The organism is Arenibacter echinorum, assembly GCF_003259375.1.
Classification (GTDB): Bacteria; Bacteroidota; Bacteroidia; order Flavobacteriales; family Flavobacteriaceae; genus Arenibacter; species Arenibacter echinorum.
This window is the reverse complement of sequence record NZ_QLLN01000002.1, coordinates 583,492-601,528: the sequence shown is the minus strand read 5'-3', so window position 1 is coordinate 601,528 and position 18,037 is coordinate 583,492. Positions and strand designations below refer to the sequence as shown.

General features: G+C 36.9%; 16 protein-coding genes. 8 read left to right on the top strand and 8 right to left on the bottom strand.

Annotated features, from left to right (window positions below; genetic code table 11):
- Positions 1-42 precede the first annotated feature (42 nt).
- The 5 genes from LV92_RS06310 to purD all read left to right on the top strand — a co-directional run bounded on the left by LV92_RS06310 (position 43) and on the right by purD (position 6,297).
- A complete protein-coding gene (locus LV92_RS06310; RefSeq protein ID WP_111622786.1) occupies positions 43-1,323 on the top strand; it encodes an O-antigen ligase family protein in 1,281 nt (426 codons plus the stop codon).
- Positions 1,286-2,407 (top strand): DUF1972 domain-containing protein, encoded by a 1,122-nt coding sequence (locus tag LV92_RS06305; RefSeq protein WP_111622785.1) that lies wholly within the window; start codon positions 1,286-1,288, stop codon positions 2,405-2,407. The genes LV92_RS06310 and LV92_RS06305 overlap by 38 nt, the downstream gene beginning before the upstream one ends.
- Before the next feature lie 181 nt (positions 2,408-2,588).
- Positions 2,589-3,941 (top strand): exopolysaccharide biosynthesis polyprenyl glycosylphosphotransferase, encoded by a 1,353-nt coding sequence (locus LV92_RS06300; protein ID WP_111622784.1) that lies wholly within the window; start codon positions 2,589-2,591, stop codon positions 3,939-3,941.
- Positions 3,942-4,000: 59 nt separating this feature from the next.
- A complete protein-coding gene (locus tag LV92_RS06295; RefSeq protein WP_111622783.1) occupies positions 4,001-4,978 on the top strand; it encodes a UDP-glucuronic acid decarboxylase family protein in 978 nt (325 codons plus the stop codon).
- A gap of 47 nt (positions 4,979-5,025) precedes the next feature.
- Positions 5,026-6,297, top strand: a complete 1,272-nt coding sequence (gene purD / locus LV92_RS06290) for a phosphoribosylamine--glycine ligase (protein WP_111622782.1) — start codon at positions 5,026-5,028, stop codon at positions 6,295-6,297.
- 158 nt (positions 6,298-6,455) lie between these two features.
- Here purD and LV92_RS06285 read toward each other — a convergent pair whose 3' ends face one another.
- A complete protein-coding gene (locus tag LV92_RS06285; RefSeq protein ID WP_111622781.1) occupies positions 6,456-6,677 on the bottom strand; it encodes a DUF6341 family protein in 222 nt (73 codons plus the stop codon).
- A gap of 228 nt (positions 6,678-6,905) precedes the next feature.
- On the opposite strand from LV92_RS06285, the gene LV92_RS06280 reads away from it, so the two are divergent.
- From LV92_RS06280 to LV92_RS06270, 3 genes are all read left to right on the top strand, one after another.
- Positions 6,906-7,655, top strand: coding sequence for a hypothetical protein (locus tag LV92_RS06280; RefSeq protein ID WP_245946279.1), 750 nt, complete (start codon positions 6,906-6,908; stop codon positions 7,653-7,655).
- Positions 7,656-7,827: 172 nt separating this feature from the next.
- The gene (locus LV92_RS06275; protein WP_111622779.1) at positions 7,828-8,430 is read left to right on the top strand and encodes a DUF4254 domain-containing protein; all 603 of its coding nucleotides are present in this window, start codon (positions 7,828-7,830) and stop codon (positions 8,428-8,430) included.
- Positions 8,431-8,592: 162 nt separating this feature from the next.
- Positions 8,593-9,615, top strand: coding sequence for a glycosyltransferase family 9 protein (locus tag LV92_RS06270; protein WP_111622984.1), 1,023 nt, complete (start codon positions 8,593-8,595; stop codon positions 9,613-9,615).
- A 242-nt stretch (positions 9,616-9,857) separates the two neighbouring features.
- On the opposite strand, the gene LV92_RS06265 is transcribed toward LV92_RS06270, so the two are convergent.
- The 7 genes from LV92_RS06265 to mnmG form a co-directional block, all read right to left on the bottom strand.
- Positions 9,858-10,472, bottom strand: a complete 615-nt coding sequence (locus LV92_RS06265) for a TetR/AcrR family transcriptional regulator (protein ID WP_111622778.1) — start codon at positions 10,470-10,472, stop codon at positions 9,858-9,860.
- Positions 10,473-10,682: 210 nt separating this feature from the next.
- Positions 10,683-11,738 carry an arsenosugar biosynthesis radical SAM (seleno)protein ArsS gene (arsS, locus tag LV92_RS06260; RefSeq protein ID WP_111622777.1) on the bottom strand — a complete coding sequence of 352 codons (1,056 nt, stop codon included), beginning with the start codon at positions 11,736-11,738 and terminating at the stop codon, positions 10,683-10,685.
- A 130-nt stretch (positions 11,739-11,868) separates the two neighbouring features.
- Positions 11,869-12,204, bottom strand: coding sequence for an arsenosugar biosynthesis-associated peroxidase-like protein (locus LV92_RS06255; protein WP_110356252.1), 336 nt, complete (start codon positions 12,202-12,204; stop codon positions 11,869-11,871).
- Positions 12,205-12,401: 197 nt separating this feature from the next.
- Positions 12,402-13,100: a TIGR04282 family arsenosugar biosynthesis glycosyltransferase gene (locus LV92_RS06250; RefSeq protein ID WP_111622776.1), complete on the bottom strand. Its 699-nt coding sequence runs from the start codon at positions 13,098-13,100 to the stop codon at positions 12,402-12,404.
- A 784-nt stretch (positions 13,101-13,884) separates the two neighbouring features.
- On the bottom strand, positions 13,885-14,391 hold the full coding sequence (locus LV92_RS06245) for an OmpH family outer membrane protein (protein ID WP_111622775.1): 507 nt from the start codon (positions 14,389-14,391) through the stop codon (positions 13,885-13,887).
- A gap of 295 nt (positions 14,392-14,686) precedes the next feature.
- The gene (locus LV92_RS06240; protein WP_111622774.1) at positions 14,687-15,520 is read right to left on the bottom strand and encodes a class I SAM-dependent methyltransferase; all 834 of its coding nucleotides are present in this window, start codon (positions 15,518-15,520) and stop codon (positions 14,687-14,689) included.
- A gap of 645 nt (positions 15,521-16,165) precedes the next feature.
- Entirely contained in the window at positions 16,166-18,034 is a 1,869-nt protein-coding gene (gene mnmG / locus LV92_RS06235; RefSeq protein ID WP_111622773.1) for a tRNA uridine-5-carboxymethylaminomethyl(34) synthesis enzyme MnmG, read from the bottom strand.
- Positions 18,035-18,037 lie beyond the last annotated feature (3 nt).

The window sequence follows — 18,037 nt, the reverse complement described above, 5'->3', positions numbered from 1 at the left end:
ACCATTTATCATGGAATCTAAATTGAATAATAAATGTAATTTATGAAAATATTGCCAAAACAATATCCTGGAATCATAAATCTTATATTGATAATCATTTTTTGTTCAACTTTAGTATTTTCAAATAATCTAAATTCTTATTGTCTTTTCGCAATTTTTTTTTTCAATCTGTATATATCTTGGGATAGAGAACTATTCTTTTCTATTATAAAAGACAAATACTATTTACTTTTTTTGAGCTATTTTATACTTATAGTTATTAATTGCTTTCTTAGTGATAATAGCCATCAAGCAATTAAATTATTGGAAAGAAGTATTGCCTTTCCCTTCTTGCCAATAGCTATTGGATTTATGGTACAGGACCGCAGGGTTTATAAGTGGTTTCTAAACAGCTTTATTTGGGTTTTAACAGGAATGGTACTCATAGCCCTAATAGTTGCATTATCCAAAAATATATTCTATAACTTATCTAATGACATAGAGATTACAATTCTTAAATCTTGGTTTTTTACATATCATTACTTGGCTGGAAATGTGAATATCACTGCAATATATCTTTCTCTTTACATTTCTTTTGCCGCAGTGATTTTATTGTATAACATGTATATTCAGGATATTTTGGATAACAAATGGACCAATAAAATGCGTTATCCCATTATAATTATTTTAAGCTCAGGGCTCATATTACTCTCTGCTAGAACAATTTTATTTACTTATACCCTTATTGCTCTAATTATCATTGGAAGATATTTTTATAAACGAAAAAAGATAATTTCTTTTATTTTGGGATCAATTAGTTTGTTTTTTGTTTTTGGCTTGTTAACTGCTTTTAATGATGTTCTATATTTACGGCTTAAGGGAATTTTTCAACCACTTGAAGAAACCAAGTACTTTTCGGGCGGATTATATTCCAGAATTTATCAGTGGAAAGCCGTATTCTTGGAATTTTGTCAGAGCAATATACTTTTGGGATTTGGAACTGGTGATTCCCAGAATTCATATAATAAGGCCTATATAGATGCAAACCTTCCGTGGGCAGAAATGGATAGTTTTAACATTCACAATATGTACCTTGAATCATTATTTTCGATGGGTTTATTGGGTGCATTAATCTTGATTTCAATTTTAATCAGATCCATATATTATGCCTATGTTTCAAAAAACAAACCATATTTAATTTTCCTTGCTATATTCATGTTGGCGGGCTTAACAGAATCATTGTTAAATCGGCAATACGGCATTATTTTTTTCATATTTGTGAATTTTATTTTCTATTACCATTTGAATGAAAGATACATTAAAAATAGCCCTCCTAGGAACTAGAGGCATTCCAAACAACCACGGTGGATTTGAACAATTTGCAGAGTATTTTTCTGTATATATGGCGGACAAAGGACATATGGTTTATGTTTACAACTCACATGACCATCCTTATCAGAAAAAAAGTTTCAATGGAGTAAATATTATTCATTGTTATGACCCAGAATACAAAATCGGTACTTCTGGACAGTTTATATATGATTTAAACTGCATTTTAGATGCCAGAAAAAGAAATTTTGACATTATACTTCAACTGGGCTATACTTCCAGTTCAATATGGCATTGGTTAATGCCCAAGAAAAGTATCATTGTCACCAATATGGATGGTTTGGAATGGAAACGCACAAAATACAAACCTGCCGTGCGCAAATTCTTAAAATATGCAGAAAAACTTGGTGCTAATTATTCCGATTATTTAATTGCAGATTCCTCAGGGATTCAGGAGCACCTATTAGAGACCTATGATAAGAAATCCGAATATATTGCCTATGGCGCTACTAATCATACAAACCCGAACCCAGATACCTTGGTACAATATAATTTGGAGCAATTTAAATATTCGTTGGTTTTGGCCCGATTAGAACCCGAAAATAACATTGAGACTATTATAGAGGGATATGTAAAATCAAAATCGATCAATCCTCTAATAATTTTTGGCGGTCTAAATGAATATGGTCTGAAATTGAAAGAAAAATATAAAAATGATTTTAGAATTAAATTTGTTGGTCCCAATTATAATCAAGAGGAACTAAACAATCTGAGACATTATTCCCGATATTATTTTCATGGACATTCTGTAGGGGGCACCAATCCATCCCTTTTAGAGGCTATGGCCTCTAATGCTCTTATCATCGCCAATAACAACATTTTTAACCAAAGTATATTAAGAGAGGAAGCAATTTATTTCGATTCAGACCAGCAAATTACAAATATCATTGATGAAGATTCCTACTTTTCCTTAAAGGCAAAATTCACAGAAAAAAATATAGAAAAAATAGAAAAAGAATTTAATTGGAACATTATAAACGGAAAATATGAAATGTTTTTGATCAATGTGATCAAAAACAAATTTCAGAACAACTCCTAACTACAGGCTAATATAAAATCAAAAACAATTGCCTTAGCGAATTTTTAAACAAAATCAATCTTAGAAAGCCCTTACAACAAATTCAGATATTGCACATAGCTAATAACATCTTGTCAACTATTCTAAATTTATAAATTATCTTTGTCCCGAGTTGCTAACTTAATCGTACGGTATAAAATTAATGTTTTCCAGAAGACACCGTTATTCCAGTCTCATTACCCCAATTTCTTATGGGGTTGATTTATTGGTAATTAATCTTTTTGCATATATCCTGCCAATTAACTTTCAGTACCCTATACTTTTTCACAGCTATCTCACTTTGGCTTGGGCAATACTTTCGTTTAAGAATAGCTTTTATGTTGTATATAGATATGCTAAAGTATCATACCTTCTAAAGCTATTGTTCAACCAATTCGTCTTTTTCTTTTTAATATTATATGCCTTTATTGGCTTTTTTAAACAGCCCAATATAAGTAGGTTGGCGTTAGGAGAATATTTTATCTCTGTTGGATTAGCCATATTTACTATTAAGTTCTTGAATTATGTTCTTTTGATGAAATACCGTGAAAGGGTTAAAGGGAACATAAGAAATGTAGTCGTCATTGGTAAAAACAAAAAAACAGATCAGTTGATAGACGTATTCAATGAAAGGAGGGAGTTTGGATATCATTTTATGAAACAGTTCTGCCCTTCGGATCCATCTTTTGATATTTATTCCTGTTTTGTGTATATCGTGGAGAATAATATTGACGAAATATATTGTTCGGTATCAGAATTAAAGAATCCTCAGATAACGGAATTCATCAACTTTGCGGATAATAATCTAAAAACCTTAAAATTTATTCCTGACAACAAAAATATCTTTTCCAAAAAACTCACCTTTGAATACTACGACTATATTCCCATATTGTCCTTAAGGGATATTCCTTTGCACAATCCTCTTAATGCCGCTTTAAAAAGACTTTTTGATATAGTTTTTTCTCTATTGGTAATAATTGGAATATTATCTTGGTTAGCCCCTATAATAGCGCTAATTATTAGATTGGAAACCAAAGGACCTGTATATTTTAGACAAAAAAGGAATGGAATTGACAACAAGGAATTCTATTGTTATAAATTTAGGTCCATGGCTCCCAACGAACATGCCGACAGCCTTATGGCTGTTAAAAATGATATGCGTACCACCAAGGTGGGCAGATTTATCCGCAGAACCAGCATCGACGAACTTCCTCAGTTTTATAATGTCCTGTTTGGAAATATGTCCGTTGTCGGTCCGCGCCCCCATATGGTTAAACACACCAATGAGTTTGCCAACAAAGTAGATAAATACATGCTTCGCCATTTTGTTAAACCAGGCATAACAGGCCTGGCTCAAGTAAGGGGCTATAGGGGTGAAATAGAAACGGATATCGATATTTTAAACCGTACCAAATTTGATATTTTCTATATCGAGAACTGGTCTCTATTCATGGATCTAAAAATTATTTTACAAACCATCCTAAATGCTATTTCGGGAGAGAAAAAAGCCTATTGAAAAAAAGTTTCATCATAAAAGGTGCCCATATATATTAAGTGCCTTAACTTAAACGACAAATGAAAAAAGTGCTTATCACCGGCGCAGCCGGATTTTTAGGATCGCATTTATGCGATCGTTTTATAAAAGAAGGCTATTACGTTATTGCCATGGATAACCTGATTACCGGAGACCTCAAGAACATTGAACATCTTTTTCCTTTGGAACAATTTGAGTTTCAACACCACGATGTATCCAAATTTGTACATATTCCTGGTAAACTCGACTATATCCTTCATTTTGCATCACCCGCAAGTCCAATAGATTATTTAAAAATCCCCATTGAGACCCTTAAGGTTGGTTCACTTGGCACCTTAAACCTATTGGGCCTTGCCAAAGAAAAAAAAGCCAGGATATTAGTAGCATCGACTTCGGAGGTATACGGTGACCCACTGGTACACCCTCAAAGTGAAGACTATTACGGAAACGTTAGCCCTATTGGGCCACGGGGGGTATATGATGAGGCCAAAAGGTTTATGGAATCTATTACAATGGCCTACCATCGTTTTCACGGCGTTGATACCCGCATTGTCCGTATTTTCAACACCTATGGGTCCCGTATGCGACTGAACGACGGCCGGGTGGTACCTGCCTTTATGGGACAAGCCCTTAGAGGAGAAGATCTTACCGTTTTTGGGGATGGTTCCCAAACAAGATCCTTTTGCTATATAGACGATCAGGTAGAGGGCATCTACCGATTATTGATGAGCGACTATACCGACCCCATAAATATTGGTAATCCCCATGAAACAACAATCAAGGAGTTTGCAGAGGAAATTATTAAACTCACTGGAACGGACCAAAAAATAATATACAAACCCTTGCCACAAGATGATCCCTTGCAGCGTGAACCAGACATTACGAGGGCTAAGGAAATATTGGGTTGGGAGCCTAAAGTAAACAGGGCTGAGGGTCTTAAGAAAGTCTACGAATATTTTAAGTCCCTATCCCCGGAAGAGCTACAGAAAAAAGAACACCGGGAATTCTTGACTAAATAACTGGATATTTCCCCCTCAAACCGTATTTTTGGGGAAATTTTTTAAGAATGAACATCTTGATCCTTGGTGCCGGAGGGCGCGAACATACCTTAGCCTGGAAGCTAAAACAAAGTCCAAAACTTAAAAATCTTTTTGTAGCTCCCGGTAATGCGGGTACCGCTGCCATAGCCAAAAATGTACCCATTGGTGTAAACGATTTTGAGGCCATAAAAAAATGTGTGCTTTCAGAAGATATCGAAATGGTAATTGTAGGCCCTGAGGATCCACTGGTGAACGGGGTACACGATTTTTTCCTCAACGATACCGACTTACAAAATATCCCTGTCATTGGCCCACAAAAAGCAGCGGCTACCCTGGAAGGCAGCAAGCAGTTTGCCAAAGAGTTTATGATGCGGCATAATATCCCTACCGCTGCCTATGAAAGTTTCACAGCTGAAACCTTGGAAAAAGGCTACACTTTTTTGGAAACCCTTAAACCTCCCTATGTATTGAAAGCGGACGGACTGGCTGCTGGTAAAGGGGTTTTGATTCTAAACGACCTACAGGAAGCCAAGGATGAACTGAAAACCATGTTGATTGACTCAAAATTTGGGGATGCCAGTACTACTGTTGTCATTGAAGAATTTTTGGATGGCATTGAACTGAGTTGTTTTGTGCTTACCGATGGAAAAGGGTTTAAGGTCCTACCAACGGCAAAAGATTATAAAAGAATTGGAGAAGGCGATACCGGGTTGAATACAGGTGGAATGGGAGCCATTTCCCCCGTTCCTTTCGCAGATAAGGTATTTATGGATAAAGTACTAGAGCGAATCGTAAAACCTACCGTAGAGGGCTTTAAATTAGATAATCTACCTTATAAAGGATTTGTGTTCATTGGTTTGATAAAAATAGGGGATGAACCTAAAGTAATTGAATACAACGTGCGAATGGGCGATCCTGAAACCGAGGTAGTAATTCCAAGAATAAAAAATGATCTGGTAGAAATTTTTGAAGCCGTTGCAAAACAAAGCTTGGACAGCATAGACCTGGAAATAGATGAACGTGCCGCTACCACAGTAATGGCAGTATCCGGGGGTTATCCGGAAGCTTATGGCAAAGGAATGGAAATAACAGGTTTTGAGAATATAGAAGATGCTGATGTATTCCACGCCGGAACAGAATTAAAAGAAGGCAGGGTTTTGACAAATGGGGGCAGGGTTTTGGCGGTTACCGCCTATGGTGCCGATTACAAAGAAGCACTAAAGAAATCTTATAAAAACATGGAAAAACTACACTTCGATAAGATGTATTATCGTAAAGATCTAGGATTCGATCTTTAATCATCAACTACATAAAATAAACTAAAGTTTAGTAAAATAAGTAAGGGGACAGCAAATGCTATCCCCTTTTTTATTGATCGGTTTGTCCTTAAGTTTGGCTCAGGAAAAAGCATACCTTCAAAAAGAAGCCTTGTTCCTAACCTCAATCCAACAAATATTTATAGGTAGGAGTGTGCGCTTACTTCCTTATTCTCTTCACCACTATCATTGTATTTTTTCAACTGCAACATCCAATAAACGAAGGCCGTAGCACCAATCAGCATAAAAATCCAATTCAATGTATTTGCTCCCCACCAGTTCTCCATAGCACGCAAAGCGTCGAATGGTGCAAAAAGCACATTTACAAATAAATCCTCTATACCGTAAAAAAATGAATCCATCTTAATTATATTTACCTTGCAAAAATATAAAAACCTAGGATGATTTCAAGCATTTTTGGAAGAACAAAACCAATAAATTATATAATACTTCTGGTATTCCTATTTTTTTTCTATTGGTTTGTCCATTTTTTCATATTCCAAAAATCGTATTCACCTGAACAATTATTGGGACAAACAGTGATTCTGGGGTTCTTATCATTCAGTATTTTTGTGGTCAATTTTATTGTGTTGAGAAATAAGATCACTGGCGGTAATTCCTTGGCGATACTATTTTATACCCTATTAATTGTACTTTTTCCGGAAGTACTGATAGATCCCAATGCCATTCTCTGTAGTTTTTCCCTATTGCTCTCCATCCGTAGAATCCTGAGTTTCCGTAGTCTCAAGGACATTAAATTAAAAATTTTTGATGCCACTTTTTGGATATTGATAGCTAGTCTATTTTATGACTGGGCCATATTGTATCTCGTTGTCGTAATGGTTGCCATATACTTCTATGAACCAAAAAACATTAAAAACTGGTTGGTCCCGTTCGCTGCAATTATTGCTATGGCTCTGATTATGTTGGCAGTTCTGGCATTGAGCAACAATATGGATTTTTTAAAGGATCATTATTTTTTCGATTTTCATTTCAATTCAGTTTATTTCTATGATTGGAGCAATAGTTCCCTTTTATTTTTTTACATATCCATAGTTTTGCTATGTGGTTTTTTGGCTTTTTTAAAACTGGGCAGCGTAGGAGTTGGGAAAATAGTTACAATGCGCCTCATAGTCCTGTTCTTTTTTATAGGATTGCTGGTGAAAGTTCTGAAATCCGCCCCGGATACCCACCCTATTTTAATTACTTTTTTCCCCGCAGTGGTTTTTATAACCACTTATGTCCAATCTATTAAAAAGGATAGTGTCCGTGAAATTGTATTAATGGCATCCGTTATAGTTCCCTTTATAGTATTTCTGACCAATGCACTAATGAAGTAAATTAGTTAAGATGCACTTGGCAGTGGTCTTTTGCCAATCTGTAATTAGAACTCAATAAAACATCCGCCTTTACACAAAGAGCTAGGCAAAAGGAATAACAAGAAAATAGCGCCTAAATAAATAAAATCCGTTTTTTAAATAAACGGTATCTTTGCCCTAAAATATTGTCATTATGTTCAGCGATTTTGCCTATAGAATATTTGAAGAAAGCATCGAAAAATATCATCAAAAGGATGACGTATCCCAAGAGTTTAACAACCCCTATCCAAAGGACGATATATCCCATCTCCTATATCGCAAAAATTGGATAGATACGGTACAATGGCATTATGAAGACATTATACGTGACCCCAATATTGAACCTGTGGCCGCGCTAAAATTAAAACGACAAATTGATGCCAGTAATCAAGATAGGACTGACCTGGTGGAATTTATTGATAGTTACTTTGTAAATAAATACCAATTGGTAGAAAAAAGGACGGATGCCACTATAAATACCGAAAGTCCGGCTTGGGCCATAGACCGACTTTCCATTTTGGCCCTGAAAGTTTACCATATGCAGGAAGAGGTTAATAGAACGGACGCCTCCCAAGAACACATCCAAAAATGCCAAAATAAACTTAATGTCCTTTTGGAACAAAAGAAGGACCTCTGTTCCGCTATAGATCAATTATTAGAGGATATTGAATCTGGAAAAAAATACATGAAAGTCTACAAACAGATGAAAATGTACAATGATAATGAACTAAACCCAGTTCTCCGCAAAACCCCCTAACGCCAAAACTTACCGTCACTTTTATACGGGATCATCGATATATAAATGGAAAGAGCGCCCAAAATTCCTGTTACCTCTACTGCGACTTCTAGAATTGGCACGGAAAAACCCGACTCATCGGCTGGGGAAGGAATACATATACTGGTAATTCGATTATCCGCCATGGGTGACGTAGCCATGACCGTTCCTGTTGTATCGGCCTTATTGGAGCAATATCCCCACATTAAAGTTACTGTACTGACTAGAACGTTTTTTAGCCCTCTTTTTTCTGAACTCAAAAATGTAACCGTTTATGAAGCGGACGTAAAGGGCAAACACAAGGGTATTTTTGGTCTTTGGAAGCTTTATAAGGAACTTAAAAGTCTAAATTTGGATATGGTTGCCGATCTGCACAATGTGCTGCGCAGCAATATTCTTAAGCAATATTTTAGGCTGGGATCCATTCCGTTTATCCAAGTAGATAAAGGCAGGGCAGGAAAGAAGGCTTTGACCTCCCTTACCCATAAAGTTTTTGAACCTTTGAAAACTACCCACCAACGCTATGCGGATGTTTTTGGAAAACTTGGCATGCCAATAGATATGGAAAAAGCAAATCCACTGCCTAAAAGGTCCATTGGCCCTTCCACAATGGAATTTGTGAAGGGCAAAGAACAAAAATGGATAGGCATTGCTCCTTTTGCAGCCTTTGATGGTAAAATGTATCCTTTGGATTTGATGGAAAAGGTAGTTCATTCACTTAATGAAACCAATGGTTACAAAATTTTGCTTTTGGGTGGTGGGCAAGAGGAAAGATACCTATTGGATAAATGGGCCGATAAATATCTAAACAGTATCAATCTGGTGGGTAAATTGACTTTCCAGGAAGAATTGGCTTTAATCTCTCAGTTAAATCTGATGTTGGCCATGGATAGTGGCAATGCCCATTTGGCAGCATTATTTGGAATCCCTACCCTAACTTTGTGGGGTGTTACACATCCCTATGCGGGATTCTATCCATTTAAACAAGATCCCCAAAATGCATTGTTGGCGGATAGGGAGCAATTTCCTTTGATCCCAACTTCGGTATATGGAAACAAATACCCTCCCGGATATGAAAACGCCATGCGCACCATTGCTCCTGAGGATGTTATTCTTAAAATTGAGGAAATCATAAACAGTAAAATATTACCGTCGTTTGTCGGATGATTTTGCGGAGCGTGGAATTTCCGCAGCTCAGTTGACTGGCTTAGTCACTTCTACAGAGTGAAACATGAGCGGCAAGAAGTCGCACTAAAGGCTTTTCAATGTGATAAATAAATAAACAGATAATGGGAGGTTGATCATGTTAAGCTTAAACTTCACCATTATTTTAATCGCTTTGTAAAACTGAAGATCTCCAATTCGTTAGACTTTGCGCAGCGGGTTATAGTCGCTTCTGAAAAAACAAACTATGCAGGCTCTTTGTGCTCTATTAATCTGAAGTATTGGCGAAGCTGTTGAATATATTTATATCGCAGCATTTTACTATTGCCTTCGACCATTAAAGTACGTATGCCAATATAGGATGATATTAAATATGTGGCTACTGCCTCACTATCTACATGCCTGTTGACATATCCATCCGATTTTCCTTTTTGAAGGGCCGTTACCAAATTAACTTCCCACACCTTCAAAATGTCCTGAAGGTAGTTCATTATGTCCGGGTTCTTCCCGTTAAATTCGGTAATGAAATTACTCAAAACGAATCCGTAATCCAGAAAGTTATGCTCTGCAGTTTCCAAGGCACTATCAAAACAGACAACAATCTTGTTTAAAGGGTCTTCCTGACCTTCAATGGGTTCAATTAAAGTACTGTAGACCTTTCTAAAAAGCAGGTTCTGGACAATACTTATAAAATACTCTTCCTTGGATTGAAAATGATAATAAAAGGCCCCTTTGGAAAGGGAGAGTTCCTTTAAAATATCATCTATACTTGTATTAAAATAGCCCTTTTGGTAAAAAACCTCTAAGCCGGTGGTTTGTATCCGCTGCATGGTAGCCATGCGTTTCAATTGTTTTTCCATAAGATTTGGTTTTGGGTAAACAGACTTTTCAGTCTGTTACCCTAACTCCAATTATGGCCTTTTATTTAAAAAAAAAGCTAAAAATAACTTTAATTCGATAAAATACACAAAAAAAGCAAATTCAATCTACAATACTACCCCGCACAAACCGATTGGTCCATTCCCTTACGAATTCCAAAGTGCCTTTTTGGTATAACTATGAAAAGGATATTAGGTAACGGAGCCCTGACAACTACTCCCCGCTCCTGCCGTACAACCAAAACAGTGTTGCGATACTATAATGTTCCTATCTGTAAGAATATCTTCATTATAGTCCTTAATGTGTTTTATTTTGCTGGCCACTTTAAGACCTAGCATCTGATTAAAGTCACAATCGTACAACCATCCATCCCAACTCACCGAAATAGTATTGGTACACATAACATTTTCCACGGCAGAAGGGTTATATGACTCTACTAGGGAATACATATAATCTTCATAATTCCCAGAGGCGATTAAATAATCCAAAAAACGGGCTATAGGTAGATTTGTAATGGAAAAAAGGTTGTGAAAATTAATCTCAAAATCTTCCTTGAGCGCCTTTTTAAAGTCGCGCTCCAAAGCCGATTGGTCCCCTGGCAAAAAAGCGCCTGACGGATTATAGACCAGATCCAATCTCAACGAACTATCCGGCATACCATATCCAACGGCATTCAATTCCTGAAGCGCCTTGATCGACTTGTCGAACACTCCCTCTCCCCGCTGTTTGTCCGTTTTTCCACGAGTGTAATGAGGCATGGACGAAATAACATGGATATTGTACTTTTTAAAAAACTCCGGGAGATCATAATATTTCTTATTGGCCCTTATAATAGTAAGGTTGGAACGCACTATGAAATCCTGTACCCCTGCTTTGGCAGCCTCTTCCACAAACCACCTAAAATTGGGATTCATCTCAGGGGCACCTCCTGTTAGATCCAAAGTATGGGCAGCGGTATTGCGAATAACCTCCAAACATTGCTCCATGGTTTCCCTGGTCATTATTTCCTTTCGATCAGGACCTGCATCTACATGGCAGTGTTCGCAAACCTGATTACACATATACCCTACATTGATCTGTAGAATTTCCAATTTTTTTGGGCGCAACGGAAACTGCCCTATTTGGGCGATTTTATCCTTAAAATAGGGCAATTCCCCATTTTCGAAAATACCGCCTTCAAGGATTTCCAATTGTTTATTATCTGTGACAAGTGCGTTATGCCTTGCCTTTAAGGATTTAGTTGCCATTCTTTTGAGTATACAATTGTTAGTAGGTCAAAGCTGTAAAAGATTACAAAAGTTGTAGCATTTCCACCCAAAATCCTGTAAAATTCTCGCTAGAACCTAACTTAATAGATTATATGCAATGCCACTTATTTTACATGGATAGCTTATTGTACTTATTCATCATTTGAACCCCATGCACTAAAGTAGCACCGCTTTCAATAGCCGCACCTGCATGTACGGCTTCCATCATCTCTTCCTTGGTTATTCCTTTTTGCAAACCGTCTTTGGTATAGGCATCAATGCAATAGGGACACTTGACCACATGGGCCACTGCCAAAGCAATCAGGGATTTTTCCCTTGCGCTGAGGGCTCCTTCCTCAAATACTTTTCCGTAGTAATCGAAAAACTTGTTTCCCAGTTCCTCGCTCCATTCCGTAATTTTTCCAAACTTCCGTAAATCTGCCGGGTCATAATAAGAATCTGCCATGATATATTTTATATAGTTATTATGGAAAACCTAAATTGTGTTGGTTTCCGCTATTAATAGTTTGTTTTATTCCCACAACATAATAGTGAAACCTAAAAGTAGGGCAGCGAACCCCTACACCGGGGTGTTGTCCAGTTACTAAAGTTTTCCAGGATATGGGCGAAGTGCGTTATGGAAATTGATTTCCGTAACCAGTACTAGTTGATGATGTGGAAAGGGGAGCCCTTATTAAAATAAGTGCCGATAAATTTTAAACTTAATGAGATATAGCCCTGAACAATAATTCTTCTGATATGTGCAACCAAAGAAAGTATTATTTGAAAGATCTTTCCTGTACTATATTTTAATCCTTTTAGAATCCTCTTTAAATCTGCATTGGTATCCAAGTCCAACAAGACTCGAAGTTGAATTACATCTATGTTGGAGGCGGCGATTAGTGCCGCTATTTTAGTGGTAAGTGTATTTGTTTTCCAAGGTAATTCACTAAAAGCACTAGCATCAAACTGGGATTTGTGAAGTCCCATCAAATAAAATCCGCCATCCTTGGAAGGACCCAAGACAAATTTAGTTGCACCTATTAGTCTAGAAGCTTTGCCGAGATCGGAGGCTTTTAATTGCGGTGTATCATTGCCTATGGTGATCACATTATCAAAGTCCATTGCAAAAATGGAACTAATGGCATTGACAAACCTTTCTCCAAAGGAATTTCCATTTTGTTCTTTTTCCGATATAAGAAAATAAGGAAGACCCGTTTTCCTTGCTGTATTCAAGGCATGTTCCGTTAACCCATCAAACAAAATGCTGCCCTTGGGTATTGTCTTATATTTCAATTCTTCCTTAGAGGAATTGGCAAATATCAGAATTGCGGTACTATCTATTTTACAATGTTCCAGCATTGATTCTAAAGTTGCATATTCCTAGGCTAAAAACCTACGTCTATGTATAGTCGATGGCCATTCAATTTCATTACGGCAAGTATGCAATTGAATCTTCAGTTTATTCAAAAATAAACTAATAAGTCGGTTATCTATACGGAAGAAAAGACTTTCCAATTAAAATATACAGCTAAGGTGGCCCAATATACCGACCAAGGTGCAGATTTTGTCTCTTGCGGACTTTTATATTCCTGCAACCGACTGTTTGGTTGGCTTAAGCATTGGATTTTAAGAGGTAATATGGCTTATCTAAGCATTTCTTTAGACTATTAGGCTTATATCATTAAACAAACCTGAAGTTAATTAAATTGCACGGTGCCCAATCATTTTGTGATAATAGAATATAGGAATTCCAGGAGGGTCAACCTTTCAATTTCTAAAGAAAACGCCAAAAATAAAATTCGATAATTCGGTTTATTTTCATCCCTAATTACATCATTTCATAAGTTTTGGTATAATCTCGAATAACTAAATGAATATTCATTTTTTTAGTTTAAGCTGAATTTCCATTATACAGAATCCTCACCTGGAAAACTTCAATTATAGAAGTCTGACTCCCTAATCAACGAAAAACACCAAATAGCAAATTTATAAAACCACTTCTAACTTACACAAAAGAGCAAATTTAGAACAGGGGAAAAGATGTCTTAAGAAACTTTGCTTCTACTTCAAAATAAAAAACCTTCGAATTAATCTTCGAAGGTTTTTCCAATGCGCCCCTATGAAAGGCGCCACTTATAAATTACTATTTCTTGTAATTATCATTTAAAATTTTAACGATGGCATCGGTAACGTTATTTGCTTCTTTCCCGTAAAGTACACTACCCCCGTCCCCACCGGTTAAAATAAAGGAATAGCCATTCGATTCTCCATAGGCCTTGATTTCCTTTTTCACCTTAGACACCAAGCTATCCATCTCTGTTTGGCCCAGCATCTGCAATTGCTGTTCTTCTTGTTGCAACTGTTGCCCAATGAACTGACTACGCTGCTGCAATTGACCATATTCCTCTTGAGCTTTGGCCTGGGCCATTTTTTGTGCCTTGGCCTGAAATGCTTGGGCCTCCATTTGAAAAGCTTGGGAAATACTGTCCCTCTTTTTGCCAAAAGTTTCAGTTCTTGTTTTGAATTTAGCCTCAATATCTACTTTCTCCTGATAAGTATCCATTAACTTCACATTATCCACAAAGGCTATTTTTTCTTGTTGGCATGATATTGCTCCTATTAATACCAACGCCAAAACTAATTTTTTCATTTTCTCTTTAGTTTAAATTTGGGCAAAAATAGAAAAGCTTTTTTAGAATAATAGAAAAATTATTATTATTCCTAACAGCGAGTTCCATTGAATCTAATACCGCCCTAAAACACGAACACGGTTAGTAAAACCTTCACAAGCAACAACGATAGACAAAATTGATAACAAATGATTTTTATATCAGCATATCTTATGTTAAATGTTATCTAAATCTAGCCGGAATTAGCCTTTCTCAAGAGCTTAATGCCTTAAGTCGTTTCACTAGGGGAAACCCTCTTAGAGGGCCTTAAAACAGCTATTGCGCCCTCTTAAGTACATAAATCAACGAAGAAAACTCCTTAGTGCCCAAAGCCCGAATATTGGACATAAGCCCAATCCCAAACGCACTCAAAAATTTCTGTTTACCATTTTTATATTTCTCCGACAAAAGGGAAACATAGAAGGCATCAAAAAACATGGGCTTGGTCCGCACCAATTTCATTCCGTGTTTTGCAAAGATCCCCTCAACACTCTTTTGAGAAAAATGCCAGAGATGTCTGGGCACATCGTACGCTGCCCAAAATTGTTTGTAGTAAGCCGCATCATAAGATTTGAAATTAGGAACAGCGACAATAAGCGTTCCCGAATCAGATAGGAGTCCTACCAACTTGCTAATCTGTTCATCCAGATTTGGCAAATGCTCCAAAACATGCCAAAGGGTTATAACATCAAATTTCTGACCCGCAGGAAGAGAGTTCATATCCTCCAATAGCTCTACACCTTTTTCCTTTGCTTTAAGCCTTGCCAATTCATTAGGTTCTACCCCGGAAGCTTCCCAGCCACATTTCTTAGCTAAGGCCAAAAAATCTCCAGTACCGGCTCCTACATCCAAAATTGTTTTATCCGTACCCGCATAGGAATTAATTAGCGAAAGCTTACTTTTAAGATTGTAACCTTTTACCGTATGATACATTTTATCCACCAAGGACTTCTTGGCATCGGTATGGGAAATGTAATCTTCGCTTTCATAATACCGCCCAAGATTATCAGGTTGTGGTTCTGTAATCAACATATCCAAAACCGGATCATGCAACAATTTAAACGACTCTCCAGTGAGGGTATAATCCTTGGTTTCCAAATAAAGCTTCATAATTCTGTTAGGCCGATAATAATTATTTTAATAAGCAACGAAGATACTTCAAAACCGTAGTCTATAAAAGTGAATCGGCAGGAAGATTTCAGCTATTATAACTGCACTACCCTAACCCAAAAAAATGTTGATTAACTTCCATTTAAAACAAACTTTATAACTAAAATTTTCGATCCTAAATAGTCTAAAGGTGAAAACAAATTTAAAATAGACTTGGTCCGATAAGTTTCCAAAAGGTTCAAAAAAAATCAAGTTCATATTCTCTCTTTCTTGCTTCAAATAACATTAATATGACCACAATATAAATTTTAAACTTCTAAAAATAATAGTACAATTCAAACAACTACACGTATAAATCCGCAACCTCTAAATGTCATTTTTGCAAGATAATCCCAAATCTGAAAATACAAACAATAGCATGATCGTACTTAGATAATTCTGAGATAATATTCACCAGTAGTTTTAGCCTTTAATTAATTTTTTTTGCCCAAACAGCATATACAATAGAAGCATAAAAAAGGTGCTTGCCAATTTATCTTGACAAACACCTCTCTGTAAAACCAAATCTTTGGTTCCCTAAATAGTCATTAAAACGCATAAAATTAATCAATGTTCCACGTGGAACATTTGGATTTCAATCCAAATTTATCGTCCCATATAGACCAGCAATACACTAATATCGCTTGGAGAAACCCCACTGATTCTAGATGCTTGGGAGATAGTCACAGGCTGTATTGCCTTAAGCTTTTCTCTGGCCTCATAGGAGAGGGATTTAAGCTTGCTATAATCAAAACCCTTTGGAATTTTGATATTTTCAAGTCGCTGCAATTTATCCGCATTGTTCTTTTCCTTGGCAATATACCCAGAATATTTAACCTGAATTTCTGCCTGTTCCAGTACCTCCCTATCCAAATTGTTATCTGAAACAAATTCAGAAACGCCTTCCAATTGCATCATGTGCTCCATGGTTACTTTGGGTCTTGAAAACACTTTAAACATCTTATCCGGTTGCTTTACAGTTGACGAATCCAACTCCTCTAAAATAGGATTAATCTCTTCTGGCTTAAAACTGGTTTCCCTAAAAAATTCTACGAAAGCAGTTGATTTACGCTCCTTCTCCTCCATCTTTTCCAACCTATCCTTCTTAGCCAATCCCATTTCAAAACTTCTAGGTGTAAGTCTTAAATCAGCATTATCCTGTCGCAAAAGCGTCCTATATTCTGCCCTAGAAGTAAACATACGATATGGCTCCTCCGTACCCTTTGTAATGAGATCATCTACCAATACCCCAATGTAAGCTTCATCCCTATTCAGTATAAAAGCCTCCTTTTCATTTATTTTTAAATGAGCATTTATCCCAGCCATTAATCCTTGGGAAGCAGCCTCCTCATACCCTGTAGTTCCATTAATTTGACCTGCAAAATAAAGATTCTCAATAAGCTTGGTTTCTAAGGTATGCTTCAATTGTGTTGGTGGAAAATAATCATATTCGATGGCATAGCCAGGCCTAAAGAATTTTACATTCTCAAACCCTTTTACAGATTTTAAAGCTTTATACTGAACATCCTCAGGAAGTGAAGTTGAAAAACCATTTACATAAACCTCTACCGTATTCCAGCCCTCAGGTTCAACAAAAAGCTGATGACTATCCTTATCTGCAAACCTATTGATCTTATCTTCAATAGAAGGACAATATCTTGGCCCCAAACTCTTAATCCTACCGTTGAACATAGGAGAACGATCAAAACCTTCCCGTAGCAAATCGTGAACCAAAAGACTAGTATGGGTCATATAACAATCCCGTTGATGGGACAATGCCTTGGTATCGGAATAGGAAAATTTTTCAGGAATTAGATCACCAGGCTGGGGAATCATAACCGAATAATCCAAAGATCTCCCGTCCACCCTAGGGGGTGTTCCAGTCTTCATTCTTCCACTTTCGAATCCTAATTCCACCAATTGTTCAGTAATACCAGTAGCCGCTTTTTCACCGGCTCTACCACCACCAAATTGCTTGTTTCCTATATGAATTAAGCCATTTAAGAAAGTACCATTAGTAAGCACAACGGACTTGGACCTAATGTCAATTCCTAAAGAGGTCTTCACCCCAACAGCACGACCATTTTCTATTAAAAGACCAGAAACCATTTCCTGATAAAAATCAACATTTGGAGTATTCTCCAAGGCCATACGCCATTCCTCAGCAAACCGCATTCTGTCATTTTGAGTCCTAGGACTCCACATGGCTGGACCTTTGCTTTTATTAAGCATTTTAAACTGTATGGCACTCTTGTCGCTAACAATACCACTATATCCGCCAAGAGCATCTATCTCCCGAACAATTTGTCCCTTAGCAATTCCACCCATGGCAGGATTACAAGACATCTGTCCAATAGTCTGCAAGTTCATAGTAACCAACAAGGTTTTAGAACCCAAATTGGCGGCAGCAGCAGCAGCTTCCGCTCCAGCATGACCTGCACCAACCACTATAACATCATATTCCTTTTCAAACATAAC